Origin of the sequence: Rhodopila sp., from assembly GCF_035548235.1 — a bacterium.
In the GTDB taxonomy this organism is placed as follows: Bacteria; Pseudomonadota; Alphaproteobacteria; order Acetobacterales; family Acetobacteraceae; genus Rhodopila.
This window is the reverse complement of record NZ_DASZTJ010000109.1, coordinates 1-26,279: the sequence shown is the minus strand read 5'-3', so window position 1 is coordinate 26,279 and position 26,279 is coordinate 1. Positions and strand designations below refer to the sequence as shown.

Sequence of the window (26,279 nt, the reverse complement as noted above, 5' to 3'; positions counted from 1 at the left end):
AATTCGGTGAAGCCCAGCGTGCCGCGGGAATAGATCAGCGAATGCTCGCAGACCAGGTGCTCAATCTCGGTTTTCGTTGCCGCGTCCAGGGCGTCATACGCAGCGCGCATGTCGGCGAACTCGGTATTGCCTCCCTTGTCCACCACTGTCCTTCCCGAAAGCAACGAATACTTCGCCGGCACCGCTCGGAATGAACTGTCCGAATGCCAAAGTTGATTGCCCAGATTGAATAAACGGCGACGATCGTCGCGCGCCAGGGGCTTGTGGTCGGCGCCGAGGTTGGAAACGTCCGCCATGTCGGCGTCCAGTCGGCGGTCCTTATCCTTTGTGACGTTACCACCGGCAGTCGCTTCCAGGCTGCCGAAGTAGCGACTGAAACGCTTCTGCTGGTCGTCGGTGAACTCCTGGCCGTGATAGACCAGGACAGCGTAACGATCCATGCCGGCTTCCAGCGCGGCCACCTGCTCCGACGTCAGCGGTTCGGTGATGTCGACGCCCGAAACTTCACCGACGAAACCGGGCGTCAGCTCCCTGATCGCGAGACTCATCCGTCTTTCCTTCTATTCCGCCGCTACGGGCACCTGTTCCGCGGTCAGCCCCGTGCCCTTGATGGAGGTGCGGCGCATGTCGCGCACCTCCTCCAGGTCCCGGAACCGTGTCGCACGATGCATCGTGGTGCGATTGTCCCACATGACGAGGTCGTTGACACGCCAGACATGCGCATGGGTGAACCGGGGCTGTGTCGCGTGTTCCATCAGGTCGCGGATGAAGGCCCGTGCTTCCGGGACCGGCCAGCCGACGATGCCGCCGATATGCGAGGCCAGATACAGGGACTTGCGACCGGTCACCGGATGGGTGCGCACAAGGCTGTGGCGGACGGGACGGATCTTGTCCGCGTTGCCGTCGCCGAACTCCGCGAAGCCCAGCAAGGCGCGGGAGAAGGCGATCGAGTGTTCGGTCACCAGCCCCTCGACCTCCGCCTTGGCGGCGTCGTCCAGGGCGTCATAGGCGGCGCGCATGTCGGCGAATTCGGTATTGCCGCCCTTGGACGGCACGATCCGCGCCGACAGCAGCGAATAGCCCGCCCCTGTCGCGCGGAAGGAGGCGTCGGTGTGCCAGAGCCGGTTGCCCAGCGCGTACATCCGCCGGTTGTCGTCGCGCGCGCGGATGCCGCCGGCGGCGTTGATGTTGGAAACGTCGCCAAGCTCGATCAGCTTCAGGCGCCGTTCCTCGGGGCGCTGCATCTGGCCGATCAGCGTCTGCTCCAGCTCACCGAAGTTGCGGCTGAAATCGCATTGCTGCTCGTCCGTCAACGGCTGGTCGCGCCAGACCAGGACGGCGTACTCGTCCATGCCGCGCTCGATCGCGGCGACCTGGTCCGGCGTCAGCGGCTTGCTGATATCGATCCCGCTGGCCTCGGCGACGAAGCCCGGATGCAGCGGCGTCAGGTGCAGTGTCATGGGCTGGCTCCCATCATGCGGCTTGCAGTTGCGGTGCGGTCTGGCCCTCGCCGCGGATAGTGGTGCGGCGCATGTCGCGCACGTCGTTCAGATCGTCATAGCGCCTGGCGCGATGCATCGTGGTGCGGTTGTCCCAGATCACCAGGTCCCAGGGCTTCCACTCATGCGCGTACACGAACCGGGGCTGCGTGGCGTGTTCGGTCAGGTCACGGATGAAAGCGCGCGCCTCCGGCACCGGCCAGCCGACGATGGAGCCGATATGCGCCGACAGGAAAAGCGACTTGCGGCCGGTGACCGGATGGGTGCGCACCAGCCGCTGGCGGACGGGGCGCAGCTTGTCCTGGTTCTCCGCGCCGTAATGTTCGGCCGGAAAGCCGATCATCTCGCGCGAATAGGCATTGGAGTGTTCCGTGACCAGGTCCTCGATCTCCGCCTTGGTCGCGTCGTCCAGGGCGTCATAGGCAGCGCGCATATCGGCGAATTCGGTGTTGCCGCCACGCCCCGGAACCACCCGCGCCGACAGCAGCGAGTATTTCGCCGGCACCGCTCGGAAGGATGCGTCGGAGTGCCAGAGCCGGTTGCCCAGCGCGATCAGCCGCTTGCGGTCGTCGGCCCCGCGCAGCCGGTTGTGCTGGTCCAGGTTGGAGATGTCCGCGACCTCGATCTTGGTCCGCCGCTCCTCGGGCCTGCTCATTTCCCCGCCGGAGGAGATTTCGAGTTCGCCCAGACGGCGACTGAACGCCATCTGGCTGTCGTCGTCGAAGTGCTGGCCGTGGAAGACGAGGACGGCGAACCGGTCCATGCCGGCCTCGATCGCAGCGACCTGGGCCTGGGTCAGGGGTTTGGTCAGGTCGATGCCGGTGACGTCACCGACAAAACCGGGGCCGACTTCGGTGATCTGCATGACCGCGTTTCCTGGTTTTGGTGCTTACCGGCCAGTATAGCGGCGTTTTCGACCGAGGGAAATGCGGTGAGGCGGCGCCGCTCCTCCGGCGACACGCCACGCAAGTCGCGGAGAGGCTTTGGAGACGATGGAGCGGAGGTTGTCTCATGTTGCCGCGAACGGGGCTTTCGCGGCGAAATACGGTTCACTGGCAGATGAGTTCAAGGAACTCTGATGCGGAACCGACTGGATGTCCACCGCAAGTTTTCTAGGCCATGGTTGCGGCAACCGCCTCAATCGAGAGGCAAGTGACAACTTTCTCATCGCAAACGACCATTCCTTGGCGATTCCGTTTCAAATGCCATTTCCTGACCGGTTGGAGCGAGCTGGGGAACCAGATAGATTTGGCCGGCATCCGACCACCGATGGGCATCGGCCATCATTGTCAGGAGTCGTGCAGCGATATGGCTTTGCCCACAATGCTTCTGCCCACACACTTGGTAGTGGGCATCCCTGTCGATGACGATCGTGATTTCCCTGAATATGACTGTTACTTGTTCCAGTCCAAAGGCACCGTTGAATTCGTGCTTATACAAGAGGAAATGGAACAGCTGAATGACGTCTTGTATGCTGCGCAAAATGCGATCCGGAAAGAAATTCTCTCACTTAAGAACGTACTGACCCTTAAAGAAAATCCCTATCCTAGGGATGATTTTGAATTTGAATCCATGAAAGCGGGCATCGAGGATTACGAGCTTCCACAATGGCAGAATTCGCTGGCATTTCTGATGCCCGCTTTGGGTATCGTATCGGTGCATATGTTTCTTGAGAAAAGCCTAAAGAGCTTATGCGCCGCCTTCGTGTCGCCGGTTCCCCAGCCAAGGCCAGGGCAGGCAAAAAGCGCCTGTTACATTGAGCATCTCGAAAGGGGCTTTTCCTTTCAGGCGCCTCCAGATGCAAAGGCATACATAGATCGTTCTCGACGGATCCGGAATGATTTGGCTCATGGGGATTGGGAAAAGGTGGAAACTGCCCTCGACTGGCTGAATCTGCCCGGATTGCTTCGTTCGGTGACGGAGATCGTCGCAGCCGCGGAAGCGGCGATAGATCAAGGGCGCTGGGCCGCGGATCCACGCAAGCACCCCAATGACGGAAATTCATCCAGCTTAACCTGATCGCGGCGGCCGGAGACCAGGTGGCCCGTCCGGGGCTCAGGCCGCCAGCATCTCCTGGATCGTCCCCAGTTCCGGCACCTGTCCCGCCGGTCCCATCGTCGCCAAGGTCGGCGCCGCGCGGAAATGACGGGCGGCGGCGCGTTTGATGTCCTCGGTCGTCACGGCGTTGATCCGTGCGATCGTCTCCGATGTCGGAATGATCCGGCCATAGGTCTGCAGTTGCCGCGCCAGTTGTTCGCACCGGCTGCCGGTGCTTTCCAGCGACATCAGCAGGCTCGCCTTCAGCTGCGCCCGAGCGCGGCCGAGTTCGGCTTCGGAGACGTCGGCCTGGACGTTGCGCAGTTCCTGCAGCATCACCGGCACAAGTTCCGCCGCCTCGCTTTCGCCGGTGCCGGCATAGATGCCGAACAACCCACCGTCGCGGAACGGCGAGGCGAAGGAGTAGATCGAATAGACCAGCCCGCGCTTCTCCCGGATCTCCTGGAACAGGCGCGACGACATCCCGCCGCCCAGCAGCGTCGACATCAGCAGGGTCGGATAATAGTCGTCGTCGCTGTAACCAACCGAGGGGAAGCCCAGCACGACGTGGACCTGGTCCAGGTCGCGGTCCTCCCGGAACGTGCCGCCACGATACGCCGCCGCATCGAACGCCGGGCGGGCCTTCGTCGGAAGGTCGGCGAAGTGTTGCCGGACCAGGTCGACGATCCGGTCGTGTTCCAGGTTGCCGGCGGCGGCGACGACGATGCTGTCACCGGCGTAGTTGCGGCCCATATACCCGGTCAGCGTGCCGCGCGGCATGGATTTGATCACGTCCGCCGAACCCAGCACCGGCCGACCCAGCGCATGGTCCGGATAGGCGGTGGCCTGGAAGTGGTCGAAGATGATGTCGTCGGGCGTGTCGTTGGCCTGCCCGATCTCCTGCAGGATGACGCTGCGCTCGCGCTCCAACTCCTCCGGCTCGAAGGTCGAGTGGGTCAGGATGTCGCCGATGATGTCGACGCCCAGCGCGGTGTCTTCTTTCAGGAACTTGACGTAATAGGCGGTCTGCTCGCGGGCGGTATAGGCATTGATGTGGCCGCCGACGGCCTCGACCTCTTCGGCGATGGCGGCGGCGCTGCGCTTCTCCGTGCCCTTGAAGGCCATGTGCTCCAGGAAATGGGACACCCCGTTTTCCGCCGGCGTCTCGTTCCGACTGCCGGTGGCGACGTAAGCGCCGATCGACACCGTCTCCACCCGCTCCATCCGTTCGGTCACCACGGTCAGGCCGCTGGGAAGCTGGGTCAGGCGGATCGCATCGTTCATCTTGGGGGCTTCTCTTTCATTCATTCATCCATGCATATGGGGTTGCCGGAGACGGCGCAACGAAGAAAGGGAGCGCGCATGATCGAGGTCTGGACGTGGCCGACGCCCAACGGCCACAAAGTGCATATCGCCCTGGAGGAGCTTGGCCTCCCGTACACCATCGTGCCGGTGAATATCGGCAAGGGGGAGCAGTTCAGGCCGGAATTCCTCGCGATCACGCCGAACCACCGGATCCCCGCGATCATCGACCGGGATGGGCCCGGCGGTCAGCCGATCACGTTGTTCGAGTCCGCGGCGATCCTGATCTATCTCTCGGAAAAGACAGGGGGAAGGCTGATCCCCGCAGATCCCGCAGGCCGCTACGCCTGCCTGCAATGGATGATGTTCCAGATGGGCGGCATCGGCCCGATGTTCGGCCAGTACAACCACTTCGCCAATTACGCGGTGGAGAAGCTGCCCTACGCCATCGACCGCTACACCAATGAAGTTACCCGCCTGCACCGCGTGCTGGAGAAGCGGCTGTCGCAGGCCGAATACCTCGCCGGCGCCGAATACTCGATGGCGGACATCATCACCTTTCCCTGGATCCGCAACCCCGACCGCCGGAAGATCGAGCTGTCGGACTATCCGCACGTGAAGCGCTGGCACGACACGATCGCCGCCCGTCCGGCCGTGCAGCGCGGCGTCGCGGTATTGGCGGACAACCAGCGCAAGGGGCAGATGACCGCCGAGGAGCGCGAGAACATGTTCGGCAAGGCCCAGTTCGTCGCGCGGTAGGGCAGGGATGGAACGGGGCCTTCCGTCATGGCGGGCGCAGGCCCACCGTGACGGAGGAGCCACCGCGGAACCCGTCCGGCGACCTCAGCCGTTCACCTTGGCCATGAACGCCGCGATCTCGTCGATCACCGGCAGCGCGTCCTTCGCTGGCACGGACTCGACATTGAAGACCACCCGTTCGACGCCCAGGTCCATGTAGCGCTTCATCAGGTCGACCTCCCGCTTGGGGAACCAGACGGTGATTGCGATCTCGTCGGGGTTCCGTCCGGCTTCCTGGCACATCTTGCGGAATTGCGGGATCAGGTCGCCGATCTCGCTGTAGCCGCCGCGGGACGCCTGCGGAATCCAACCCTCGCCGTAACGGATCGCGCGGCGGGCGGAGTAGGGGAAGGCGCCGCCGACGATGACCGGCGGATGCGGCTTCTGCACCGGCTTGGGCCACGTCATCATCGGTCCGAAATCGACGAACTCGCCGTGATATTCCGGCTTCGATTCGGTCCAGATCTTCTTCATGGCCTCGACGCGTTCCCGGGCGACCTTGTGCCGGTCGGCGAATTTCACGCCGTGGTCCTCCAACTCGTCCTGGTTCCAGCCATTGCCGATGCCGAACAGGAACCGCCCGCCGGAGACCTGGTCGATGCTTGCGACCAGCTTGGCCGTCTGGATCGGATCGCGCTGCGCCACCAGGCAGACGCCGGTGCCGACCTTCAGCGTCTTGGTGGCCGCCGCCGCCGCGGTCAGCGTCACGAACGGGTCCATCGCGTCGTAGTATTTCTTCGGCAGGTCCCCGCCGCCCGGGAACGGCGACTTCCGGCTCAGTGGGATATGCGAGTGTTCGGGCGCCCAGACGGACTCAAAGCCGCGGGATTCGAGCGCCTGGCCCAGTTCCGCCGGTGAAATGGAATAGTCGGTGAAGAACATGGAGACGCCGGATTTCAGCATGTGGGTTCCTCCTTGAACAACGGTTGGGCGCATCATGCACGCTTTGGCCGCCGAACGGGAGGGCACCCTCCACAGGCAACCGCTCGAGATGAACTCACGGGAAGTTTACCTCCGATCATTACGATTCCCGCAGCGCGGCACGAAGTGCTGACGTATGGTCCCGCCCCGACTTGCACCTTCCACGATAGCGTTGGGCTGAACGAGAGCGTTGGGCGATAGCCATGTCCCGTGCATGGCTGGGCCCTTGCAGTCGTTTGTGCGTGCGGGTCCGGCCTGACAATGCGACATCGTGTTCGCAATATAAGTAATAACCAAGAATACACGGGAATATTCTTTAAAGGATCAGCCAAATGAGCGAAACGAAACCCGGAGTTACTCTGAATCCCGAGCTTTTGCTGCATCCGGAGGCGGCGAGGATTTCCTTGCCCGCGACCTTCCAGATCGATGAGATCCGGCCGGTCCGAGGGCATACCCGTCCCCATTTGACGGCACCGACACTGGGCGTGCTGTCGCATTTCACCGGCACCTTTGCGGGCACCGGCTTCAACATGATCTTTCGTCCCAACAGCGCGGCGCCGACGACGACGACCTTTCCGAACCCCGTTTCGCCGACGCCTCCGACGCCACCCAGCGAAAACGTTCTGGAACTGAACCTGACCAAGGAGACGCTGGCCTTTTCGCCTGCCCTCGGCAGCGTGCCCAATCGCGGCCTGGAGGCGCAGAACGACATATTCCTCAATGGCGTGCCCTATGTGCAGACCATCAGCGACGTCACCAATCCGGACACCGGCAAAGGGGACGGCAACCCGATCGGCATCCATTTCGAACCGGGGCTGTGGATGCATATCCCCGCCACCACGACCACGCCGGACCTCGCGACGTCACTGGTCCGCATGGCGTCCATCCCGCACGGGACCACCATCAACGCGCAATGCCTGGAGCCTGCCGGGTCGTTCAACGGCCCGCCCACCATTCCGCCGGTGAGCATCACCCCGTTCGTGATCAACAGCAATCCGCCGAATCTCATTACTTTCGCGAGCCAGACGGCCACGAACAACGCCACGCCGCGCATTCCGCAGGATCTGACCAAGTTCATCGCCGCGGGGACGATCAACCAGGCGATCCTGAACGATCCCAACACCGTGCTGCGGAACGCGATCGCCGGTCAGACCATCACGAAAACGATCGTCTTTACCGTGTCGACGGCGCCGGCGGCGCCCGAGTTCGGCGGCGGGACGGACAACATCGCCTTCCTGCTGGGCAATGCGAGCGGCGGCGCAGCCAACGCCAATGCCGTCAAGATGGCGGCCACGTTCTGGATCGAGACCGTGGAGCACAAGATCGTCATCCCGCCCTTCAAGCCGGGCCAGCCGCCGCTGAAGATCCCCGCGCCGGCCGCTCATCCCGAGCAGTTCAGGCCGGTGTTCGAGGTGACGCCGCCGCACGAGATCGCCAAGGCGATCACCATCACGGTGCATTCGACGCAGATTCAGTATTCGCAAGTCGTATTGCTGAACTTCGCCGGTTTGACTTGGCCGCATGTCTCGGTCGCGACCTTGGTGCCGTCCGATACCCAGACGGTCCCGCCCTCCGCCTGGCCTTGATGACGACCGGGGCCGGCCTGTCGGGACCGGCCCCACATCATCACTAGTCCGGCGAGGTATCCAACTCCACGTCCCAGTAGAGATAGTCGCGCCAGCTATGGTGCAGGTAATTGGGGGGAAAGGTCCGCCCGTTTTCCTGCAATTCCCAGTTGGTCGGCTTGCGCGCCGGGACCTTGGGGTACATCCCGCATTCCTTCGGCAGCCGGTCGCCCTTGCGCAGGTTGCAGACGCTGCAGGCCGCGACCACGTTCTCCCACCCGGTCCTGCCGCCTTTGCTGCGCGGGATGACGTGATCGAAGGTCAGGTCGGAGGAGGGGGTCTGACGGCTGCAATACTGACAATGGAAGCGGTCACGCAGGAAGACGTTGAACCGGGTGAAGGCCGGGGTGCGCATCGCCGGGACATAGTCCTTCAGCGCGATCACGCTGGGCAGGCGCATCTGCACCCGCGGCGACCGGACAATGGCATCGTATTCGCTCAGGACGCTGACGCGATCCATGAACACCGCCTTCACCGTGTCCTGCCACGACCATAGTGAAAGAGGGAAATACGACAGCGGCCGGAAGTCTGCGTTCAGCACCAGAGCCGGGTAATTCATACTGCTGTCGAGCAATCAGCAATCTCCCCTGGTCGTAGTATCGCCAAGATCGGCGAGAGCCAAGCAAACGGCAACTGTTTCAATTCAGCGTTCTTGATCGGACTCCTTCCTGGGTTCGGACAACAGATACACCAACTTATCCACCGTTGATATGTCGCGGCCATGACAGCGTGCCGCGACCGCTGATTTTCCTCCGATTCTGGACGGATGCGCCCTGGCGGCCCCGCGCCCAAGGTCCGGGCTTGGCGGCGTGATGTCCAGTCAAGCCTTTGATATCACGAAGGTGAATGGATTCGGGCCGTGACGCCGGCCTGGCCTCCGCGCACCGAGTCGTGCCGACCGCCCGCCGCCGATTTCTCGTCGTTGCCGGGCTGGGCCTCACTCCACCAGGCGCCGGGCGATTCCGATGATCCGGTGAGCCTCCGACCAGAGCTCATAAGGTTCCAGCGCATCCATCGGCGCCCATTCGGCGTGCAGGACATCGGACCCGGCGACCGGTTCGCCCGAGACCCAGCGGGCGGCGAAGTCCAGGATCGTGTAATGGAATCGGATGCGCCCATCCGCGTCCCGACGGATCGTGTCGACATGGGCGCAGAAATGCAGCGGCCCGACCTCCAGCCCGCATTCTTCCATCAACTCGCGCCGCGCCGCCTGCTCACAGGTTTCCCCCAATTCCTGGGCGCCGCCGGGCAGGGTCCAGGTCCCGACGCCGGGTGGCTTGCCGCGCTGGCACAGCAATACCTGGTCGCCCTTGATGACGACGATGCCGATGCCGATGAAAGGACGGGTCGGGTATTCGCGATCGGTCACTTCGCCACCGGCGCTGCGGCCGGCGCGCCGGCCTTCGGAGCCGATGCCGCGGGAGCCGAGTGGGAAGCTGCTGGGGGCGTGGCCATTGGGGGCGTGGCCATTGGGGGCGTGGTTGGCGAGGCGCCAGGGACTGGCGTCGCGGCAGCGGACGTCGCCGGCTTCTTCGCCTCCTTCGCCTTCAGGTCGTCCAATGTCGGCACCAGCGCCGCCTCCTTCCAGGATCCGACCTGATACGACCAGCCGCTCACCCGCCGGTTGATCGCATCGACTTCCTTCTTCTCGGCAGCCGGACCGGTAGCCGAGAACCGGGCCCAGACGTCCTCGTCCTTGCCGCCGTTTTTCGGAGCGTGGAACACGTGCACGGTGATCGCAAGCCCGTGATTCGTCGTAAACACCGCGTGCCCGGCCTCCGGCAGGTGCAGATCGGCATCCTGCTTCACCGACAGCAGCGTCAGCATCTCCAGCGCGCGATGCACGTCGTCGACCTTGTAGTCTTCCAGCTTCGGGTGGTCGGCGGGTTGCAGCAGCGCGAACCGACCCTCCAGCTTGCCGAACACCAGCGCGTTGTCGTTGACGTTCACCGACGCGATCCGGGCGTGCCCGATATCGAGGATATCGCGGTCGATCCACTGCGCCGAATCGGCGTCCGCCTCGATGCTGCCCCGCGCGAGCCAGCTCTGGTTGTCGCCGGGACGACGGACATAGACTTCTTCGGCGCCGTCGCCTTCGCTGCGCACGCGGCGGTGCCCGATGATCAGCGACGCGACCGGCTTGCCCGCGGCATCGGCCAGCGTCAGCAGGTTGGAGGTCGCCTTCGCCCCGTTCGGGTCCTCGACGCCCAGGCGCGGGAACTCGGACGGTTCGCTGGTGCGCGCCTCACTCAACCGGAGTTCGGTCAGGCCGGTCAGCAGGCCGCGCAACTTCGTCTCCTGCACCGGATAGTCGTGCATCGAGGCGATGCCCCATTCCCCGTCGGGCCGCTTCTCGATGGTCAGCGTCTTGCCCTGGTGCGCGATTTCCAGCTTGGCGACGGTGGCCAGCTTGTTCGCCAGGCCGGGGAACATCAGGCTGCCCGGGGGGATCGTGCTTTGCTCGACCGGTTCGGTGCGGGTGCCGAAATACCAGCCGCCGCCCAGCGCCAGCACGCCGCACACCGCCAGGATCACGACCGTGGTCGGTTTCATCTCCCTCTCTCCTCAGGCCCGAGCGCGAGCGCGGCGGCGGCTTTGGACGATACCCATGACGATGGCGATCACCGCCAGCAGCGTGGGGACCAGCACGATGGTGAAGATGCGCAGCTCCATCTCCAGCCGGTCGATGTTGTGGTTCAGTGCGTACTGCACCGCCCGCAGCTTCTGGCGCGTTGCCAGGATGTCCTTGCGGGCGGCATCGATGGCGAGACGCTGGGCCGGGGTGATCACGGCCTCGGTCTTGCCGTTGTCGCCGCTTCCGGTGCGCAGCGCGCGCAACTGTTTTTCAACGTCATCCAGATGGGTCTGGAGGGCCTTCTCCGTCTGGCGGAACTGCGCCTCCGCCTTGCCCTGCATGTGTTGGACCAGGGTGAAGGGACGATTGGTGTCGCCCCGGCTGCGCAGGCCGATCAGCGCATCGCTGCCGGCGAGGGTGCCGACAAGGTTGGCGACGAAGGGGCCGTCGTCGGCGAACGGCGTGGCGGTCTGCTGTCCGAAGAAATCGGCGGAATGCACCCAGAACCGATCGGCCAGGATGTCGCTGTCGGCGACCACCACCAGGTTCGCGGGACCGCTGGTCTCCGCCTTATAGGCCGGGAAATTGGCCGGCCGCGTCTCCTTGCCGGTCAGCGGCGGCGGTCCGGTGAAGGCGGATTTCAGCACCCCGCGCACCCGGGCGGCGATCACCCTCGGCCCGCCCGCCTCCTTGAAGTCGGCCAGTACCTTGGCGGGGTCCGGCATCATCACCTGCCCCACCGGGATGATGCCGCTCTGGTCGCTGCTGGTCAGCAGAGGGGTGAACTGGATCGAGGATTTCGGGTCCTTGGCGATGAAGCCCGAGGACGCCACGGTGATCGACTGCAGGTCGGCCGTGGCGGGGTCGTCGTGATTGATCCCGTCGGTGATCGAGAACCAAGCCGGGTAGTTCACCGCTTGCACCTGATCGTTGCTGCCGGCCCGCACGCGCCAGGCGCCGTTCAGGTCGCCCACCACCTTGGTCGGGTCGAATTCGATCCCCCAGGCCTTGAACAGCGTCTTCAGGTCGCTGTGCGTGTCGGTGGGCGGTTCGCCCGTCTGCGACGGAACCGCGGCCAGCGCCTCCGACCACGGGTCCACCATCACCATCAGCTTGCCGCCGCGCATGACGAACTGGTCGATCGCGTATTCCGTCGCCGGCGAGAGGCTGCGCGCCTCGGCCACCAGCAGCACCTGGATGTCGGGGTCGATCACCTGCGCATCGGTCGGCACCGTCTTCACCGTGTTCGTCTGCCGCAGCAGCGACGCCACGGCATAAGGCTGGCTGGGCCGGCCCGTCATCATCGCCTGCGGGTCGCCGTCGATCGGCAGCGAGGTCATCACGCCCACCACCGGCCGTTTCGGGTTCGACAGCTCATAGATCAGCTTGGTGATGTCGTATTCCAGGAACCGTTCGCGATCGGCCTGGAAGAACGGGATGGTGCGCTCGTCGTCCTCGAGGTTCGTGCCCGCGAGCCCGAAATAGATCTGCGTCCCGCTCTGATCCAGCGGCACCCCCTGCAGTCCGTACGCCACCGCTCGGTCCTCGGTGTCGCTGAACGGTTCGGGGTTGTAGAATTCCAGCTTCACCTTGCCGTTGGACAGCGACGCATAGTCGCGCAGCATCTCCCGCACATGGTCGGCATAGCTGCCATAGGCGGGCACCGTGGTGCCGAGCTGGCGGGAGTAGAACAGCCGCAGCGTCACCGGCTCCTTCAAGCCGGCGAGGATCTGCCGGGTGCCGGGGGAGAGGGTGTAGATATGGCCCTGGGTCGCGTCGATCTGCATGTTCGCCAGCCGTGCGTCGGCGAACATGTTGATGCCGACGACGATGGCGAGCACGGCGATGACGCCGACGAACGAAAAGAGAGTGCGGCGCATCGCGATCAGTCCGCCTTCCGCTGGTCCACCAGGACGGTGTTGAGGAACAGGAAGAACCCGATGAAGCTGGCGAAGTAGATCACGTCGCGCAGGGAGATGATCCCGCGCGTGAAGTCGGTGAACCGGTCCACGATCGCCAGCCGCCGGGTGAAGGCGGCCAGGGCGGGCGTGTTCTTCGACAGGAAGTCGTTGACGATGGCGTTGGAGGCGACGGCGAAGACGAAGCACACCGCCACCGCCAAGACGAAGGCGATGACCTGGTTTCGCGTTACCGCCGACATCGCCGCGCCGACCGACAGGAACGCCCCCGCGATCAGCAGCGAGCCCAGGTAACCCGTGGCGATCACGCCATTATCCGGCGAGCCCAGGATGTTGACGGCGATGATGAAGGGGAAGGTCAGCGCCAGGGCGATCGCGCAGAACGCCCAGGCCGCCAGGAACTTGCCCACCACCGCCTGCCCTTGGGTGATCGGCAGCGTCAGCAGCAGCTCGATCGTCCCCAGCCGCCGCTCCTCCGCCCAAAGGCGCATGGTGATGGCGGGGATCAGCAGGAGGAACACCCAGGGGATGAAGGTGAAGAACGGGTTGAGGTCGGCCTGCCCGCGATCGAAAAACTGACCCAGGTTGAAGGTCAGCGCACCTTGCAGCACCAGGAAGATGACGATGAAGACGGTGGCGACGGGCGTGGCGAAATAGCCGCGCAGCTCGCGCCCGGCGATGATCAGCGTGTTGCGCATCAGGCGGCTTCCATCATGCGGCGTCCCGGGTCAGGCCGCGGAACACCTCTTCCAGCTTCCCGGATTCGTGCCGCCCCTGAAGCTCCCGCGGGGTGGCGTCGGCGACGACCTTGCCGCGGGCGATGATGATCGCGCGGGTGCAGACGGCGTCGACTTCCTCCAGGATATGGGTGGAGATGACGATCGCCTTGTCCGGCGCCATGCGCTCGATCAGGCCGCGCACCTCGTGTTTCTGGTTCGGGTCCAGGCCGTCGGTGGGTTCGTCCAGCACCAGCACCGGCGGATCGTGCAGCAGCGCCTGGGCCAGGCCGACGCGGCGCTTGAAGCCTTTCGACAGCGTTTCGACCGGCTGCAGCCGCACCCCACGCAGCGTGGTCAGGTTCAGCGCGTGATCGACCCGGTCGGTCAACTCGCTGCCTGAGAAGCCGCGTATCTTGGCACAGAAGCGCAGGAACGCTTCGACCGCCATTTCCGGATACGTCGGTGCGCCCTCCGGCAGGAAGCCCAGCACCTTGCGTGCGGCGACGCCGTCGGCCTGGACGTCGTGCCCGTCTATCCGCGCGGTGCCGGCGGTGGGGATCATGAAGCCGGCCAGCATCCGCATGGTGGTGGACTTGCCGGCCCCGTTGGGGCCCAGGAAACCCAGCACCTCCCCGCGTTTCACATCGAAAGAGACGTCGTCGACGGCCGTGAACGAGCCGAAGCGCTTGGTCAGGCCTTCGATCCGGATCAGCGGCGCCGGCGCGTCCGCTTGCTGGCTGCTTGCCACCTCTATCCCCCTTCGGCCCGTCCTGCGCGTCCGCTTCGGCGGCGGGATGACAAGGATCGGCGACAAATGCAACCGTGCGGGGGGAGACCTGAACGGATATTAACTTACAAAATAGAAGGGGTTGCGGAACGGTCACGATCCGCGGGCACGGCGTCGGTCTAGCGCGCGAACAACTGCCCGAATCCCGGCACCCTGGCGCCGACCTTCATGGTGGCCAGCGCGTGCCAGGCCATCACCTGGTTGCTGGTGATCACCGGCATCCGCAGTTCCGACTCCAGGTCGGCGATCAGGCCGGCCGAGCGGATCGCGGTGCAGCTGATGAAGCAAAGGTCGGCATCCACCCCTTTCGCTGCCGCGCGGACCTGGTCGGCGATCGTCGCAGGGGGGATGCGGGCCATCTCGGTATTGGTGTCCACGCCCAGATAGCTGCCGCCGACGACCGCCACGCCCTGGGCCTGCAGGTAGCCGATCTCCCGCTCATGCACCGGCTGGACATAGGGGGTCACCAGCAGCACCCGCCGCGTCTCCAGTAGTTTCAGCGCTGCCAGGATGCCATCTGCGGTGGCCAGCGCCGGCTTGCCCGAGGCCGCCGTGATGCGGCCGCGGATCTCCCCCGCCAAATGCGGCGCATAAGTCGAGACGGCGGTGCAGTGGAACGCGATCGCGTCCGGTTCCGCGTGCCCGACCAGTTCGGCCGCCTTGTCCAGGTCGGTCAGCATCGCCAGCAATTCCGGCTCCGAACTGCCACGCAGCGCGAGACGGGTGGTCAGCATCGCGACCTCGGCCGGCAACATGGCGCGCAACTCGATCTCGGCCACGCTGTTGCCGGAGGGGACGAGGACCCCCAGCCGCGCGGTGTCGCCATACGCGATCGGGGTCACCGGAAGGCCTCGCCGAGGGCGCCGAGCGCATTGAGGGCAGGGGGGAAGCCGGTGAGAGGGGCGGTCTGGATGATGGCCTCGATCACCTGCGGCCGGGTCAGGCCCATGTTCAGGGCGGACTGGCCGAACTTGGCCACCTGCGCCGGCAGGCGCAGCGCCGTGAACGCCGCGATCGACACCAGGGCTCGGCGTCGCCGGTCCAGGCCGGGCCGGAACCAGATTTCCCCGTAGCCGAAGCGGATCGCCGAGGGATACAGCGCACCGGTCACGGGATTGTCCGGCGCCGCATAGCCCTGCGTCGCCCGGTCCCCGTGCAGCGCCGCCATCAGCTCCGCACCGCGACGGTCGAGCTCTTCCAGCGGCGCGTCCTCCGGCGGGTCGGCGGGGAACTGGATGCCGTGTTCGGCGAACACCTCGCCGGCAAGGTCCAGGGTCTCCTCGGCCGCCGAGAAGCCGCTGTAGAGCGCGGCCTGGACCAGGATTTCCCGGATCGCCTCGGCGGACAGGCCCTGTTCCAGTCCGGCGGCGACATGCCGCCGCAACGCCTTCAGGCGCGGGATGGCGCCCAGCGCGGCGATCGCGCACACCAGCCGGTCGGGTAGGTCAAGCGCCGGCCGGGACCAGATGCCCCCATAAGCCGCCTCGGTCAGCAGATGGCCGAAACCCGCCGTCTGGGCGGCGGAACCAAACAGGGTGCGAAGCATGGTCTCGCCCTGATGGCGGAGATCCTGGCGGGTCATTCGTGCCTCCGGGTCCGTGGTGGCGGGTGTTCGCGGCGCCGGTCAGTTCAGCCGTTCGACGAACACCTTCACCTTGCCGCCGCAGGCCAGCCCGACTTCCCAGGCGCGCTCGTGGCTCACGCCGAAATCCAGAAGCTGCGGCGTGCCGGTTTCGATCGTCTTCATCGCGGCGTCGGCGACCGCGCCCTCGATGCAGCCGCCGGAGACGGAGCCGGCCATCTTGCCGGATTTCGTCACCGCCATCTGGCTACCGGCGGGGCGGGGAGAACTGCCCCAGGTCTCGGTCACCGTGGCCACCGCGACTTGTTCGCCGGCGGCGCGCCAGAGGGCTGCGGTGGAAAGAACGTCCTCGGTATCAGACATGATATGATCCCTTGCTTGGCGCGGGCCTGCTCGGCGCTGAGCGTGAGAGAAGATCGACCAGCCCGCGCAGGCTGTCCAGGTTGTGCACCGGCCGGAACTCGTCCACATGCGGCAGCATCGCCCGGATGCCCTGGGATTTTGGTTCGAACCCGCTCCAGCGCAACAGCGGGTTGAGCCATATCAGCCGTGAGCAGGAGCGATGCAGCCGGTCCATGTTCTCGGCCAGGCCCGCCGCGCCGTCGCGGTCCAGGCCGTCGGTGATCAGCAGCACGATCGCGCCCTGGCCCAGGACGCGCTTGGCCCAGAACCGATTGAAGTTGGCCAGTGCCTCGCCGATGCGGGTGCCGCCGGACCAGTCGGGCACGGCATGGGCGACCATCTGGAACGCGACCTCGGGGTCGCGAGCCTTCAACTGCCGCGTGACGTTGGACAGGCGGGTGCCGAACAGGAAGACGTGGACGCGGTCGCGGTCATTGGTCACGGCGTGAAGAAAATGCAGCAGGATCTGCGCATACCGTGCCATCGACCCCGAGATGTCGCACAGCACCACCAGCGGCGGAGGCCGGGTGACGCGGCGGTTGCGGGCGATGCCGGTGATCTCGCCGCCCTGGCGCAGGCTGGCGCGGATGGTGCGCTTCAGGTCGGTCACCGGCCCGGACGGGTCGGGCCGCAGCCGGCGGGTCCGCCGCATGTCCAGCGGCAGGACCAGCCGCTTGATCTCCTGCTTGGCGCGGTTGATCTCATCCGCGCTCATGGCCTCGAAATCCATCTGCTGGAGGCGTTCGAGGTCGGAGACCGTCATCGTCATGTCGACCTGGGGCGGCTCCTCCTTGGGCTGCGGCGGTTTATCGTTCTTGCGGGCGAAGGCCTCGGCGACGCGGCGTGAGGCAGGGGGCGGCTTCTCGTCCTTCTTCTGCTCCTTCTGTCCTTCCAGCAGCGCCATCGCCGCGGCTTGTTCGGCGGACGAGGGATCGCGCCAGAACAGGTCGAAGGCGTGGTCGAACACCTCCTGCTGGTCATGACGGTGGATCATGGCGGTCCGGAGCGCGGTCCGGGCCTGGATGCGGGACCCGAGGTCGATCTGCGTCAGCGCCTGCTGCGCCGCGATCGTCTCCGCCGGCCCCACGGGCAGCCCCGCCCGGCGCAGCAGGCGGGCGAAGTGCATGACGTTGGTCGCCAGCGTCGGGGTAGTCGTGGGGGCGGTCTGGCTCATGTCGCCGTTATAGCAGCCCGCGTTCCTCCGTCATTGTCAGCGCGCGTCGTTGTCGGCGCGCGAGTGATCATCAGTGCGCCCCGCCGGCGCTCATCTGGCCCGGCTTGCGCAGCAGCAGGGAAGCGATCAGCGCGCCGACCAGCGCCGCGCCCAGCAAATAGAACGTATCGCTGAATGCCATGATATTCGCCTGCTGCGCGATCCGCTTGCCGATCGCCACCAGCGCCTTGTGCGTCGCCAGCGCCGGATCGGACACGCCGTGCGCCAGGAAGTAGTCCGTCAGGCGATCGATCCTGGCGCGCGTGGCTTCCTGGAAGACGGAGACGGACTGGGTCAGGATGTTGGAGTGGAACTGCTCGCGCTTGGTCTGGAACGTCTCCAGCACCGCGATGCCGATCGCGCCGCCGAGGTTGCGCATCATGTTGAACAATGCCGAGGCGGAGCCGGCATTGACCGCCTCGATGCCTGCCGTCGCCACGGCTGACAGCGGTGCGAAGGCCAGCGCCTGGCCGACCGCGCGGACGATATTGGGCAGCAGCAGTTCAGGGCCGGCGGTGTCGCTGCTGAGATGGACGTTCATGAAGTTGCTGGTGGCGAACAACGCGAAGCCGACGCCGATCAGCAGCCGCGCATCGACATAGCGCATCAGCTTGGGCACCAGCGGGATCAGCACCAGTTGCGGCAGGCCGGTCCAGGCCAGCACCATGCCGATCTGTTCCGAATTGTAGCCCTGGATGCGCGACAGATAGAGCGGCAGGATGAACACCGACCCGTAGAGGGCGATGCCCATCAGGAAGTTGGCGATGGAACCAAATCCGAAGTTCCGCCGCAGCAACAGACGCAGGTTCAGGAGCGGCTTCGCGACGACCAGCTCTATGACGATGAACGCGGACAGCGACACGGCGGCGATGATGGACAGGCGCAGGATGTAGCTCGATCCGAACCAGTCGTCCTTGTTGCCGTCCTCCAGCACCGTTTGCAGGCAGGCCAGCCCGATCGCCATCGTGACGATGCCGGGCCAGTCGCCTTGCCGCAGCAGGTTCAGTTTCATCGGCGCGGGATCCAGCGTGGCCCAGAGCAGGGAGATCATCACCGCGCCGGGCACGATGTTGACGAAGAAGATGAATTGCCAGCCGTAGTTTTCCGTCAGGTAGCCGCCGATGGTCGGACCGATGGCGGGGGCGAAGGTCGCGGACAGCGCGAACAGCGCCAGGCCCATCGGTTGTTTCGCTTTCGGCAGCAAGGTGATGATGATCGTGAATGCCAGCGGGATCAGCACACCGCCGGAGAACCCCTGGATGGCGCGCAGCACGATCATCTGGCTCAGGTTCTGCGCATAGGCACAGGCGACCGAGAAGACGAGGAACAGCACGGCGTTCACAAGCAGATAGCGGCGCAGGGAGAACACCTGCGCCAGCCAGCCGGTCAGCGGAATGACGACGATCTCGGCCACCAGGTAGGCCGTGGAGATCCAGCCGCCGTCATCGACGCCTGCGCCGATCGCGCCTTGGATGTCGGCCAGCGAGGCGTTGACGATCTGGATGTTCAGCACCGCCATGAAGGCGCCCAGCGTGGCGGCGACGACTGCGACCCAGGTCTTGGCGGAGGCGGTGTCTGATGTGGAGACGGACATGATCCGGTGTCCCGCGTGGTATCCCGTTGGACCGTCAGTTGCCCTTGATACCGCGGCGCGTGTCGATCGACGGTTCGACCGACATGCCCGCGTGCAGCAGCTTGGTCACGGCCGGATCGTCGAAGCTGATCCGCACGGGGATGCGCTGGACGATCTTGGTGAAGTTGCCGGTGGCGTTGTCGGGCGGCAGCAAGGCGAACTCCAGCCCGCTGCCGGGAGAGATGCTGTCGACATGTCCTAGCAGCGTCTGGTCCGGCAGGCCGTCGACGCTGATGGTGACGGGCTGGCCGGGGCGGACATGCGCGAGTTGGGTTTCCTTATAATTGGCAACGATATAAGCTGCTTGCAGCGGCACGACGGCCATTAGCTGCGTGCCGGCGATGACGTATTGCCCGACCCGCAGGCTGCGCGCGCCCACCGTGCCGTCGACTGGCGCCGTGATCGTCGTATAGCCCAGGTTCAGTTCGGCCTGGTGCGCGACGGCCTGGGTGTGGGCCAGTCGGGCGGCGGCTTGGGTCTTGCCGGTCTGCAGCACCTCGATCTTGCGTTGGGCGGCGATCAGCGACGCCTGGTCACGCTGGAGCTGGGCGGTCAGTTGTTCCTGCCTGGCCCTGGTCTCCTGCGCCTTCTGGATCGTGCCGGCGCCGGTCTTCATCAGGTCGCGGTACCGTTCGGCGTCCGAGCGGGCGAAGTCCAGGGCGGCCTGGGTGGTGGCGATGGTGGCCTGTGCTTCGGTGATCTCGGCTTGTTGGAGACTGATCTGGGCGTCGTAGTTGTTCACCGCCGCCTGGGCTGCCGCGACGTCGGCGCGGGCCTGGTCGAGCGTGGTGCGGTAATCGCGGTCATCGATACGGGCCAGCAATTGCCCGGCCTTGACGGACTGGTTGTCGGCGACGGCCACCTCGCTGATATAGCCCGACACCTTGGGCGCGATCGTGGTGTAATCGGCCTGCACATAGGCATCGTCGGTCGAGACCATGAACCGGCCGACCTCCCAGTAGTCGTACCCATAATAAGCAGCCGCCGCGAGGGCGGCGATGCCGAGCGCGATCAACGATGCCCGCTTGGCCCAGGGGGTACGACGCGCCCGATCCTGCGTCGCGATCATAGGGTCGCTTGGCCGGAGCGAGTCCTCCCTGGGCATGGCAACCATCACGAAACTCCTTTACCGAACTGGCCCGCTGGCCGCCGCGGGGGAAGATGGTCTTGGGGCAACCTTGCGATAATGCCCGTTTTGGTTGAAGGATTATCCACCCGTGATTGATAATGGGCTGATATGGATCGTCTCACGAGCCTTTCCGTCTTTGGCCGCGTCGTGGAGGCCGGCGGGTTTTCAGCCGCCGCGCGACGGTTGGATATGTCGGCCACGATGGTCAGCAACCACGTCCAAGCGCTGGAGGAGCGGCTGGGCGCTCGGTTGCTGAACCGCACGACGCGCAAAGTCAGCCTGACGGAAGTGGGGCGCGCCTATTACGAGCGGCTGGTGCCGATCCTGGCGGAGCTGGACGAGGCGGACAGGCTGGCCAGCATGCAGCACGCTGTCCCGCAAGGGACATTGCGCGTACACTGCAACACCGTGCTGGGCCGGTTCCTGGCGCCGGTGGTCGGCGAGTTCCTGACCGCGTTCCCGGACGTGTCGGTGGACCTGACGGTGGGCGAGCGGCCGGTCGACCTGGTCGAAGAAGGCTTCGACATGATGATCCGGACCACGCCCTTGCCGGCGTCGGGCCTGGTGATGCGTCAACTCGCACCGTGGCGGCACGTGCTGTGCTGCTCGCCATCCTATCTGGAGCAGCACACGCCGCCGCGGACGGTGGCCGATCTGGCGGAGCACAACTGCCTGCAATACGCGTTCTATCCGTTTGGCCGGGAATGGCGGCTGGAGACGACGGACGGGGGGCTGGAGACGGTCCGCATCCGCGGCAACCTGCAGACCACGAGTGCGGATGCGCTGCGGTTGATGGCGATCGCCGGTCATGGTTTGCTGATGGCGCCGACATTCCTGATCGCCGACGACCTGGCGGCGGGGACGCTGGTGCAGCCGTTGCCCGGCACGCGGGGCGTGGAGTTGACGATTTCGGCGATCTATCCGCACCGGCACCAGCTTTCGGCGAAGGTACGGCGGTTCATCGACCTGCTCGCGGAGCGGTTCATGGCGCACCGGAAGTGGATGAACCCGCCAGTGGAGGTCATGGCTTCGGCGGGAGGCGCATAGAACCAGGTTCGGGCCACGGTGCCGTCCTTGGGACGGCCCCTCTCGACCAAGGGGGGGCAATCCCTTAACGTTCCGATAAACCGTGCGGCCACCCTTTGCCGTCCGGCCGAAAACGTCATGCAAACGGGAGCGATGATGTCAGGTCTCAGCTACGCCGCACCGACCTCGGTGGAGGATGCGGTCAAACTTCTTGCCGGTGCGTCCGGCTTGGCGAAGGTTTTATCGGGAGGCACCGATCTTCTTGTGCAGATGCGCTCCGGCCGGTTGAAACCCGACCTGATCGTCGACACCAAGAAGATCCCGGGCCTGATCGGGATCCGTGAGGAGAACGGCGGGTTCGTCGTCGGCGCGGCGACGCCGGGTGCGGTGGTCGAAGCGCATGTCGGGATGAACAAGGCGTGGCCCGGCGTGGTCGAGGCGCTCGACCTGATCGGCTCGACGCAGGTGCAGGGCCGCTGCTCGCTGGCGGGCAATTTGTGCAACGCCTCGCCGGCGGCCGACAGCGTGCCGGCGATGTACGCCGCCGGAGCGATTGCGGTGGTGGTCGGGCCGAACGGTCGCCGTGAGGTGCCGGTCGAGCAGATCCCCGCCGGCCCGGGCCGGACGACGCTGGCCAAGGACGAGTTCATCCTGGAATTCAAGTTCCCGCCCCGGCCTGCTCGGTCCTCGGATGCCTATCTGCGGTTCATTCCGCGCACGGAAATGGACATCGCGGTCGTCGGCTGCGGCGTCAACGTGACGCTGGATGAAAAGGGCGTCTGCACCGCCGCGCGCGTGGCGCTGGGCGCCGTGGCGCCGACGGTGATCCTGGTCCCCGACGCCGCGGCGGCGCTGGTCGGGCATACGCTGGACGACGCGACGCTGGCGAAGCTGGATGCGGCGGCGCAGGCGGCGGCCAAGCCGATCTCCGACAAGCGCGGCACCGTCGAATACCGGGTCAAGGTCGCCGGCGTCCTCGCCCGCCGTACCGCCGCCATCGCGTTCGACCGCGCGGCCGGCAAAACCTCTGCAAAGGTTCACTGAATCATGGCCAAGAATTACGTTTCCACGACAATCAACGGCGAACCCGTCGAGTTCCTGTGCGAGACCCAGCAGACCATGCTGGACGTGCTGCGCGACGTGATCGGCCTGACCGGCAGCAAGGAAGGCTGCGGCTCCGGCGACTGCGGCGCATGCTCCATCATGGTCGACGGACGGCTCGTCTGCTCCTGCCTGATGCTGGGCGTGGAGGCCGAGGGCACGAGCATCACCACCATCGAGGGCGTCGCCCAGGGTGAGAAGCTGCATCCGGTGCAGCAGAAGTTCCTGGAGCATGCGGCCTTGCAGTGCGGGTTCTGTACCCCCGGTCTGATCGTCGCGTCCAAGGCGCTGCTGGACGAGAATCCGAACCCGACCGAAACCGAGATTCGCTACTGGCTGGCCGGTAACCTGTGTCGTTGCACCGGTTACGACAAGATCGTCCGAGCGGTGATGGATGCCGCTGCTGTCATGCGAGGGGAGGCTGCTGCGTGAATTACATCGATTCCAGCTTGAAAGTCGTTGGCACCCGTCCGATCCGCCCTGACGGCGTCGACAAGGTGACCGGCAAGGCGGTGTTCGCCGCCGACACGCGCGCCGCGGGGATGCTGTGGGGGAAGGTCTTGCGCTCCCCGCACGCACATGCGCGGATCGTCAAGATCGACACGTCGAAGGCCGAGGCCCTGCCGGGCGTGAAAGCCATCGTCACCGCCGCCGACTTTCCCGACATCCCGTCCGAGGAGGCGTTCGTCGGCGAAGGGCCGATGAATTTCCGCGACCTGTCGCTGAACGTCATAGCGCGCGGCAAGGCGCTGTACGAAGGCCACGCCCTGGCCGCCGTCGCCGCCACAACCCAGGCGATCGCGGATCAGGCGCTGGCGTTGATCGACGTCACCTATGAGGTCCTGCCGCACGTCATCGACGCGGATGCGGCGATGGCCCCGGACGCGCCGATCCTGCACGACGACCTGTTCACCGCCGGCGTCGAGCCGAAGCCGACCAAGCCGTCCAACGTCGCCAAGGTCGTCACCTTCAAGAAGGGCGACGCCGAGGCCGGCTTCAAGGAAGCCGACGTCATCGTCGAGGGCCGCTATACGACCCAGCCGGTGCACCAGGCCTATATCGAGCCGCATGCCTGCATGGCGACCTGGAACCCGGACGGGCAGGTGCAGATCCATAGCTCCAGCCAGGGCCATTTCATGGTCCGCGCCTATACGGCGAAGCTGCTGGACATCAACATGGCGAACATCCGCGTCAACCCGGCCGAGATCGGCGGCGGGTTCGGCGGCAAGACGCTGATCTACCTGGAGCCGCTGGCCGTCGCGCTGTCGCGCAAGTCCGGCAAGACGGTGAAGATGCAGATGACCCGCGAGGACGTGTTCCGCGGGTCGGGCCCGACCTCGGGCGCGTCGATCGAGGTCAAGATCGGCGCCAAGAAGGACGGCACGATCGTCGCCGCGCGGGAGGTGCTGAAGTTCCAGGCCGGCGCGTTCCCCGGTTCGCCGATCGGGCCGGGCTGCATGTGCGGGTTCGCGATGTATGACCTGCCGAACGTCGACGTCGTGGGGTACGACGTGGTGTCGAACCGGCCGAAGGTCGCGGCCTATCGCGCGCCCGGCGCGCCGATCACCTCGTTCGCGGTGGAAAGCCTGATGGATGACCTGGCGACGAAGCTGGGCATCGATCCACTGGCGCTGCGGGTGAAGAACGCGGCGAAGAACGGGACCAAGACCCATTACGGCCCGACGCACCAGAACATCGGCTACACCGCCGTGCTGGACGCCGTGAAGGCGCATCCGCACTGGAAGTCGCCACTGCCGGAAGGGCAGGGGCGCGGGTTGGCGACCGGGTTCTGGTTCAACATCGGCGGCGAGTCCTCGGCGTCGGTGCACGTGAACGAGGACGGGTCGGTCACCGCGGCGACCGGCAGCCCGGACATCGGCGGCTCCCGCGCCTCCATCGGCATGATGGTGGCCGAGGTGCTGGGTGTTCCCGCGACGGCGGTGCGCACGATCGTGGCCGATACCGCCTCCATCGGGTTCACCCACCTGACCGGCGGTTCCCGCGTCACCTTCGCCACCGGCATGGCTGCGACCCAGGCGGCCGAGAAGGTGGTCGACGACCTGAAGCGCCGAGCGGCGCAGACCTGGGACATTCCGGTCGAGGCGGTGGAGTGGAAGGATGGGATGGCGTATCCCGCCGGCTCCAACGCCGGTGCGTTCGAGCCGCTGGACCTTGCGTCCCTGGCGCTGAAGGCCGCCCGGACCGGCGGTCCGATCATCGCCGAGGTCAGCGTCAACGCCCAGGGCGCGGGTGCGGGGTTCGGCGCGCATATCTGCGACGTGTCGGTCGACAAGGAGACCGGGCACGTCAAGATCGAGCGCTATACCGCCATCCAGGATGTCGGCAAGGCGATCCATCCGTCCTATGTCGAAGGGCAGATCCAGGGCGGCGCGGCCCAGGGCATCGGTTGGGCGCTGAATGAGGAATACATCTATAATTCACGCGGCCAGATGGAGAATGCCGGGTTCCTGGATTACCGGGTGCCCGTCGCCTCTGACGTGCCGATGATCGAGGCGGTGCTGGTGGAGGTCCCGAATCCCCGCCACCCGTTCGGCGCGCGCGGCGTGGGCGAGGTGCCGATCGTGCCGCCGATGGCGGCGATCGCCAACGCGATCAAGTCGGCCACGGGGGTGCGCATGCCGGACCTGCCGATGTCGCCGCCGAAAGTGCGCGCGGCGCTGGACGCGGCGGGGTGATGGTGTCGATGGGGCGCCGGTAAGGTGGTGAAGGTCGTCCTCTCCTCGGGTTCCGCTGCCCTGCCGTTGACCGGCGGGCAGACGGAGTTCGAGGTGGAGGCGACCAATTTCCGCCGGCTGGTGCTGGAGTTGGAGCGACGGTTCCCCGGGTTGGGCAAGCAGGTCGAGGAGGGGATGGCGGTCGCGGTGGACGGGGAGATCTACCAGGACGCGTATGATGTGGCGTTGCGTCCTGGGAGCGAGGTTTGTTTGATCCCGAAGATCGGGGGTGGGTGATATTGTCGAATATCAATCAGAAATAGCAGCCTCTTTCTCACGACACGCTTTGCGCAAAATTTATCCTTAGACTACAACCATTCTGTATCGACGGATCGTGATCCGAAGAAGCAGGAAGGGTTGCTCGATGTCGGGAAATGCACCAGCGGCGTTGGAGTCAGAGACGAGCGCCGAGGTACGGAGCCTTCAAGAGGATGGGCAGGCGAAAGGTCAATTTGTTGGATATATCGACGAGTCCAATCGCTTCTTTGTAACGGGCTGGGTGGCCGATCGCTCGGATTGGTCCCGGAGCCTACGCGTCGATGTTCTCGTCAACGGTGTTCCGGTCGGATATTGCGAGGCAAACCTTCCGAGGGAAGGGTTGAAATCGCTCGATCCCAACGCAACCGGACGATACGTGTACCGGTACTACTATGCCAATCCGCTGTCCATGTTCGAGGCGAACCACGTAACCGTTCGTGTCAGCAGCACAAAGGCATATTTAATCGAGACTAAGGGGGTTATACCCGCTGTTTCGCTTGACCGCTCTGATGTTGCCCAACGTCCTCTGGGTCCCGTGCTGCTTTCGACGTGCGGCCGTACTGGTTCGACCGCCGTCATGTCGGAGATGGCCCGTCATCCACACATCATTGTCGCAGGGAAGCGTCCATTCGAAATCGAGCTGGGCTGCTACTACGCTTATGCTCTGCGTACTTTGTGTGCAGCTACGGATACAGAACGATCTTTGCGTGCTGATCGCATTACCGCCACCGAGAATCGGTTTCATATTGGATTCAATCCTTACTTTGATCACGCACTGGCTCCGACAGTTTTTAAAAACCCTCTCAAGCTAAGCGAGTTTCTGTATGAGCGCGTGCCGAGTCATCTGGCAAAGGCGTTCCGGAATATTATACTGGACTTCTACCAGGAAGTGGCCGCGGATAAGGGGATCAGTTACCCGATCTACTTCGCTGAGAAGTCTCTCCCGGAACGAGATTCCCGACTAGGGATTCGCTACCTGTTCCCAAATGTAAGGGAGGTCGTGCTCGTTCGCGATTTC

Annotated in this window: 26 protein-coding genes; 9 read left to right on the top strand and 17 right to left on the bottom strand. The window is 65.2% G+C overall.

The window, feature by feature from the left end; genetic code table 11:
• From VHB27_RS09655 to VHB27_RS09645, 3 genes are all read right to left on the bottom strand, one after another.
• A partial coding sequence (locus VHB27_RS09655) for a TauD/TfdA dioxygenase family protein (RefSeq protein WP_325599700.1) occupies positions 1-548 on the bottom strand: 548 nt, incomplete at its 3' end.
• 12 nt (positions 549-560) lie between these two features.
• Positions 561-1,460, bottom strand: a complete 900-nt coding sequence (locus VHB27_RS09650) for a TauD/TfdA dioxygenase family protein (protein ID WP_325599698.1) — start codon at positions 1,458-1,460, stop codon at positions 561-563.
• A gap of 13 nt (positions 1,461-1,473) precedes the next feature.
• Positions 1,474-2,364 (bottom strand): TauD/TfdA dioxygenase family protein, encoded by an 891-nt coding sequence (locus VHB27_RS09645; RefSeq protein ID WP_325599696.1) that lies wholly within the window; start codon positions 2,362-2,364, stop codon positions 1,474-1,476.
• 287 nt (positions 2,365-2,651) lie between these two features.
• Here VHB27_RS09645 and VHB27_RS09640 point away from each other — a divergent pair, with 287 nt between their 5' ends.
• On the top strand, positions 2,652-3,518 hold the full coding sequence (locus VHB27_RS09640; RefSeq protein WP_325599694.1) for a hypothetical protein: 867 nt from the start codon (positions 2,652-2,654) through the stop codon (positions 3,516-3,518).
• A 36-nt stretch (positions 3,519-3,554) separates the two neighbouring features.
• Here the strand turns inward: VHB27_RS09640 and VHB27_RS09635 are convergent, their stop codons facing one another.
• Positions 3,555-4,820 carry a M16 family metallopeptidase gene (locus VHB27_RS09635; protein ID WP_325599692.1) on the bottom strand — a complete coding sequence of 422 codons (1,266 nt, stop codon included), beginning with the start codon at positions 4,818-4,820 and terminating at the stop codon, positions 3,555-3,557.
• Between the two features lie 78 nt (positions 4,821-4,898).
• On the opposite strand from VHB27_RS09635, the gene VHB27_RS09630 reads away from it, so the two are divergent.
• The gene (locus tag VHB27_RS09630) at positions 4,899-5,597 is read left to right on the top strand and encodes a glutathione S-transferase family protein (protein WP_325599690.1); all 699 of its coding nucleotides are present in this window, start codon (positions 4,899-4,901) and stop codon (positions 5,595-5,597) included.
• 84 nt (positions 5,598-5,681) lie between these two features.
• Here VHB27_RS09630 and VHB27_RS09625 read toward each other — a convergent pair whose 3' ends face one another.
• Positions 5,682-6,539 (bottom strand): LLM class F420-dependent oxidoreductase, encoded by an 858-nt coding sequence (locus tag VHB27_RS09625; protein ID WP_325599688.1) that lies wholly within the window; start codon positions 6,537-6,539, stop codon positions 5,682-5,684.
• Positions 6,540-6,889: 350 nt separating this feature from the next.
• Between VHB27_RS09625 and VHB27_RS09620 the strand changes: the two genes are divergently transcribed.
• Positions 6,890-8,143 carry a heme-binding protein gene (locus tag VHB27_RS09620; protein WP_325599687.1) on the top strand — a complete coding sequence of 418 codons (1,254 nt, stop codon included), beginning with the start codon at positions 6,890-6,892 and terminating at the stop codon, positions 8,141-8,143.
• Positions 8,144-8,186: 43 nt separating this feature from the next.
• Here the strand turns inward: VHB27_RS09620 and VHB27_RS09615 are convergent, their stop codons facing one another.
• From VHB27_RS09615 to VHB27_RS09560, 12 genes are all read right to left on the bottom strand, one after another.
• Positions 8,187-8,741, bottom strand: a complete 555-nt coding sequence (locus VHB27_RS09615; RefSeq protein WP_408903988.1) for an HNH endonuclease — start codon at positions 8,739-8,741, stop codon at positions 8,187-8,189.
• A 378-nt stretch (positions 8,742-9,119) separates the two neighbouring features.
• The gene (locus tag VHB27_RS09610) at positions 9,120-9,551 is read right to left on the bottom strand and encodes an NUDIX hydrolase (protein ID WP_325599683.1); all 432 of its coding nucleotides are present in this window, start codon (positions 9,549-9,551) and stop codon (positions 9,120-9,122) included.
• Entirely contained in the window at positions 9,548-10,735 is a 1,188-nt protein-coding gene (locus tag VHB27_RS09605) for a DUF4340 domain-containing protein (protein WP_325599681.1), read from the bottom strand. Before VHB27_RS09605 ends, VHB27_RS09610 begins: the two co-directional genes overlap by 4 nt.
• A gap of 12 nt (positions 10,736-10,747) precedes the next feature.
• Positions 10,748-12,637 carry a GldG family protein gene (locus tag VHB27_RS09600; RefSeq protein ID WP_325599679.1) on the bottom strand — a complete coding sequence of 630 codons (1,890 nt, stop codon included), beginning with the start codon at positions 12,635-12,637 and terminating at the stop codon, positions 10,748-10,750.
• A 5-nt stretch (positions 12,638-12,642) separates the two neighbouring features.
• Entirely contained in the window at positions 12,643-13,374 is a 732-nt protein-coding gene (locus tag VHB27_RS09595; RefSeq protein ID WP_325599677.1) for an ABC transporter permease subunit, read from the bottom strand.
• Positions 13,375-13,387: 13 nt separating this feature from the next.
• The gene (locus tag VHB27_RS09590; protein WP_325599675.1) at positions 13,388-14,143 is read right to left on the bottom strand and encodes an ABC transporter ATP-binding protein; all 756 of its coding nucleotides are present in this window, start codon (positions 14,141-14,143) and stop codon (positions 13,388-13,390) included.
• Between the two features lie 158 nt (positions 14,144-14,301).
• Positions 14,302-15,024: a maleate cis-trans isomerase family protein gene (locus VHB27_RS09585; RefSeq protein ID WP_325599673.1), complete on the bottom strand. Its 723-nt coding sequence runs from the start codon at positions 15,022-15,024 to the stop codon at positions 14,302-14,304.
• Positions 15,021-15,764: a carboxymuconolactone decarboxylase family protein gene (locus tag VHB27_RS09580; RefSeq protein ID WP_325599671.1), complete on the bottom strand. Its 744-nt coding sequence runs from the start codon at positions 15,762-15,764 to the stop codon at positions 15,021-15,023. Before VHB27_RS09580 ends, VHB27_RS09585 begins: the two co-directional genes overlap by 4 nt.
• 42 nt (positions 15,765-15,806) lie before the next feature.
• Positions 15,807-16,127, bottom strand: a complete 321-nt coding sequence (locus VHB27_RS09575) for an XdhC family protein (protein ID WP_325599669.1) — start codon at positions 16,125-16,127, stop codon at positions 15,807-15,809.
• Positions 16,120-17,340: a vWA domain-containing protein gene (locus tag VHB27_RS09570; protein ID WP_325599667.1), complete on the bottom strand. Its 1,221-nt coding sequence runs from the start codon at positions 17,338-17,340 to the stop codon at positions 16,120-16,122. Before VHB27_RS09570 ends, VHB27_RS09575 begins: the two co-directional genes overlap by 8 nt.
• 70 nt (positions 17,341-17,410) lie before the next feature.
• Positions 17,411-18,973: an MDR family MFS transporter gene (locus VHB27_RS09565; RefSeq protein WP_325599665.1), complete on the bottom strand. Its 1,563-nt coding sequence runs from the start codon at positions 18,971-18,973 to the stop codon at positions 17,411-17,413.
• Between the two features lie 34 nt (positions 18,974-19,007).
• Positions 19,008-20,126: an HlyD family secretion protein gene (locus VHB27_RS09560; protein ID WP_325599663.1), complete on the bottom strand. Its 1,119-nt coding sequence runs from the start codon at positions 20,124-20,126 to the stop codon at positions 19,008-19,010.
• 123 nt (positions 20,127-20,249) lie between these two features.
• Between VHB27_RS09560 and VHB27_RS09555 the strand changes: the two genes are divergently transcribed.
• The 6 genes from VHB27_RS09555 to VHB27_RS09530 form a co-directional block, all read left to right on the top strand.
• The gene (locus tag VHB27_RS09555) at positions 20,250-21,188 is read left to right on the top strand and encodes a LysR family transcriptional regulator (RefSeq protein ID WP_325599661.1); all 939 of its coding nucleotides are present in this window, start codon (positions 20,250-20,252) and stop codon (positions 21,186-21,188) included.
• Between the two features lie 135 nt (positions 21,189-21,323).
• Entirely contained in the window at positions 21,324-22,211 is an 888-nt protein-coding gene (locus VHB27_RS09550; RefSeq protein ID WP_325599659.1) for an FAD binding domain-containing protein, read from the top strand.
• A gap of 3 nt (positions 22,212-22,214) precedes the next feature.
• A complete protein-coding gene (locus tag VHB27_RS09545; RefSeq protein WP_325599657.1) occupies positions 22,215-22,700 on the top strand; it encodes a (2Fe-2S)-binding protein in 486 nt (161 codons plus the stop codon).
• Positions 22,697-24,964 carry a xanthine dehydrogenase family protein molybdopterin-binding subunit gene (locus tag VHB27_RS09540; RefSeq protein ID WP_325599655.1) on the top strand — a complete coding sequence of 756 codons (2,268 nt, stop codon included), beginning with the start codon at positions 22,697-22,699 and terminating at the stop codon, positions 24,962-24,964. The genes VHB27_RS09545 and VHB27_RS09540 overlap by 4 nt, the downstream gene beginning before the upstream one ends.
• Positions 24,965-24,988: 24 nt before the next feature.
• Positions 24,989-25,240, top strand: a complete 252-nt coding sequence (locus VHB27_RS09535; protein ID WP_325599654.1) for a MoaD/ThiS family protein — start codon at positions 24,989-24,991, stop codon at positions 25,238-25,240.
• A gap of 127 nt (positions 25,241-25,367) precedes the next feature.
• On the top strand, positions 25,368-26,279 hold a 912-nt coding region (locus VHB27_RS09530; RefSeq protein ID WP_325599653.1), incomplete at its 3' end, for a hypothetical protein.

Excerpts from the sequence above, each read along its gene's own strand:
- VHB27_RS09650 (WP_325599698.1), bottom strand. The coding sequence starts at position 1,460 with ATGACACTGCACCTGACGCCGCTGCATCCGGGCTTCGTCGCCGAGGCC.
- VHB27_RS09645 (WP_325599696.1), bottom strand. The coding sequence starts at position 2,364 with ATGCAGATCACCGAAGTCGGCCCCGGTTTTGTCGGTGACGTCACCGGC.
- VHB27_RS09635 (WP_325599692.1), bottom strand. The coding sequence starts at position 4,820 with ATGAACGATGCGATCCGCCTGACCCAGCTTCCCAGCGGCCTGACCGTG.
- VHB27_RS09630 (WP_325599690.1), top strand. The coding sequence starts at position 4,899 with ATGATCGAGGTCTGGACGTGGCCGACGCCCAACGGCCACAAAGTGCAT.
- VHB27_RS09625 (WP_325599688.1), bottom strand. The coding sequence starts at position 6,539 with ATGCTGAAATCCGGCGTCTCCATGTTCTTCACCGACTATTCCATTTCA.
- VHB27_RS09620 (WP_325599687.1), top strand. The coding sequence starts at position 6,890 with ATGAGCGAAACGAAACCCGGAGTTACTCTGAATCCCGAGCTTTTGCTG.
- VHB27_RS09615 (WP_408903988.1), bottom strand. The coding sequence starts at position 8,741 with ATGAATTACCCGGCTCTGGTGCTGAACGCAGACTTCCGGCCGCTGTCG.
- VHB27_RS09605 (WP_325599681.1), bottom strand. The coding sequence starts at position 10,735 with ATGAAACCGACCACGGTCGTGATCCTGGCGGTGTGCGGCGTGCTGGCG.
- VHB27_RS09600 (WP_325599679.1), bottom strand. The coding sequence starts at position 12,637 with ATGCGCCGCACTCTCTTTTCGTTCGTCGGCGTCATCGCCGTGCTCGCC.
- VHB27_RS09595 (WP_325599677.1), bottom strand. The coding sequence starts at position 13,374 with ATGCGCAACACGCTGATCATCGCCGGGCGCGAGCTGCGCGGCTATTTC.
- VHB27_RS09580 (WP_325599671.1), bottom strand. The coding sequence starts at position 15,764 with ATGACCCGCCAGGATCTCCGCCATCAGGGCGAGACCATGCTTCGCACC.
- VHB27_RS09575 (WP_325599669.1), bottom strand. The coding sequence starts at position 16,127 with ATGTCTGATACCGAGGACGTTCTTTCCACCGCAGCCCTCTGGCGCGCC.
- VHB27_RS09570 (WP_325599667.1), bottom strand. The coding sequence starts at position 17,340 with ATGAGCCAGACCGCCCCCACGACTACCCCGACGCTGGCGACCAACGTC.
- VHB27_RS09565 (WP_325599665.1), bottom strand. The coding sequence starts at position 18,973 with ATGTCCGTCTCCACATCAGACACCGCCTCCGCCAAGACCTGGGTCGCA.
- VHB27_RS09560 (WP_325599663.1), bottom strand. The coding sequence starts at position 20,126 with ATGGTTGCCATGCCCAGGGAGGACTCGCTCCGGCCAAGCGACCCTATG.
- VHB27_RS09555 (WP_325599661.1), top strand. The coding sequence starts at position 20,250 with ATGGATCGTCTCACGAGCCTTTCCGTCTTTGGCCGCGTCGTGGAGGCC.
- VHB27_RS09550 (WP_325599659.1), top strand. The coding sequence starts at position 21,324 with ATGTCAGGTCTCAGCTACGCCGCACCGACCTCGGTGGAGGATGCGGTC.
- VHB27_RS09545 (WP_325599657.1), top strand. The coding sequence starts at position 22,215 with ATGGCCAAGAATTACGTTTCCACGACAATCAACGGCGAACCCGTCGAG.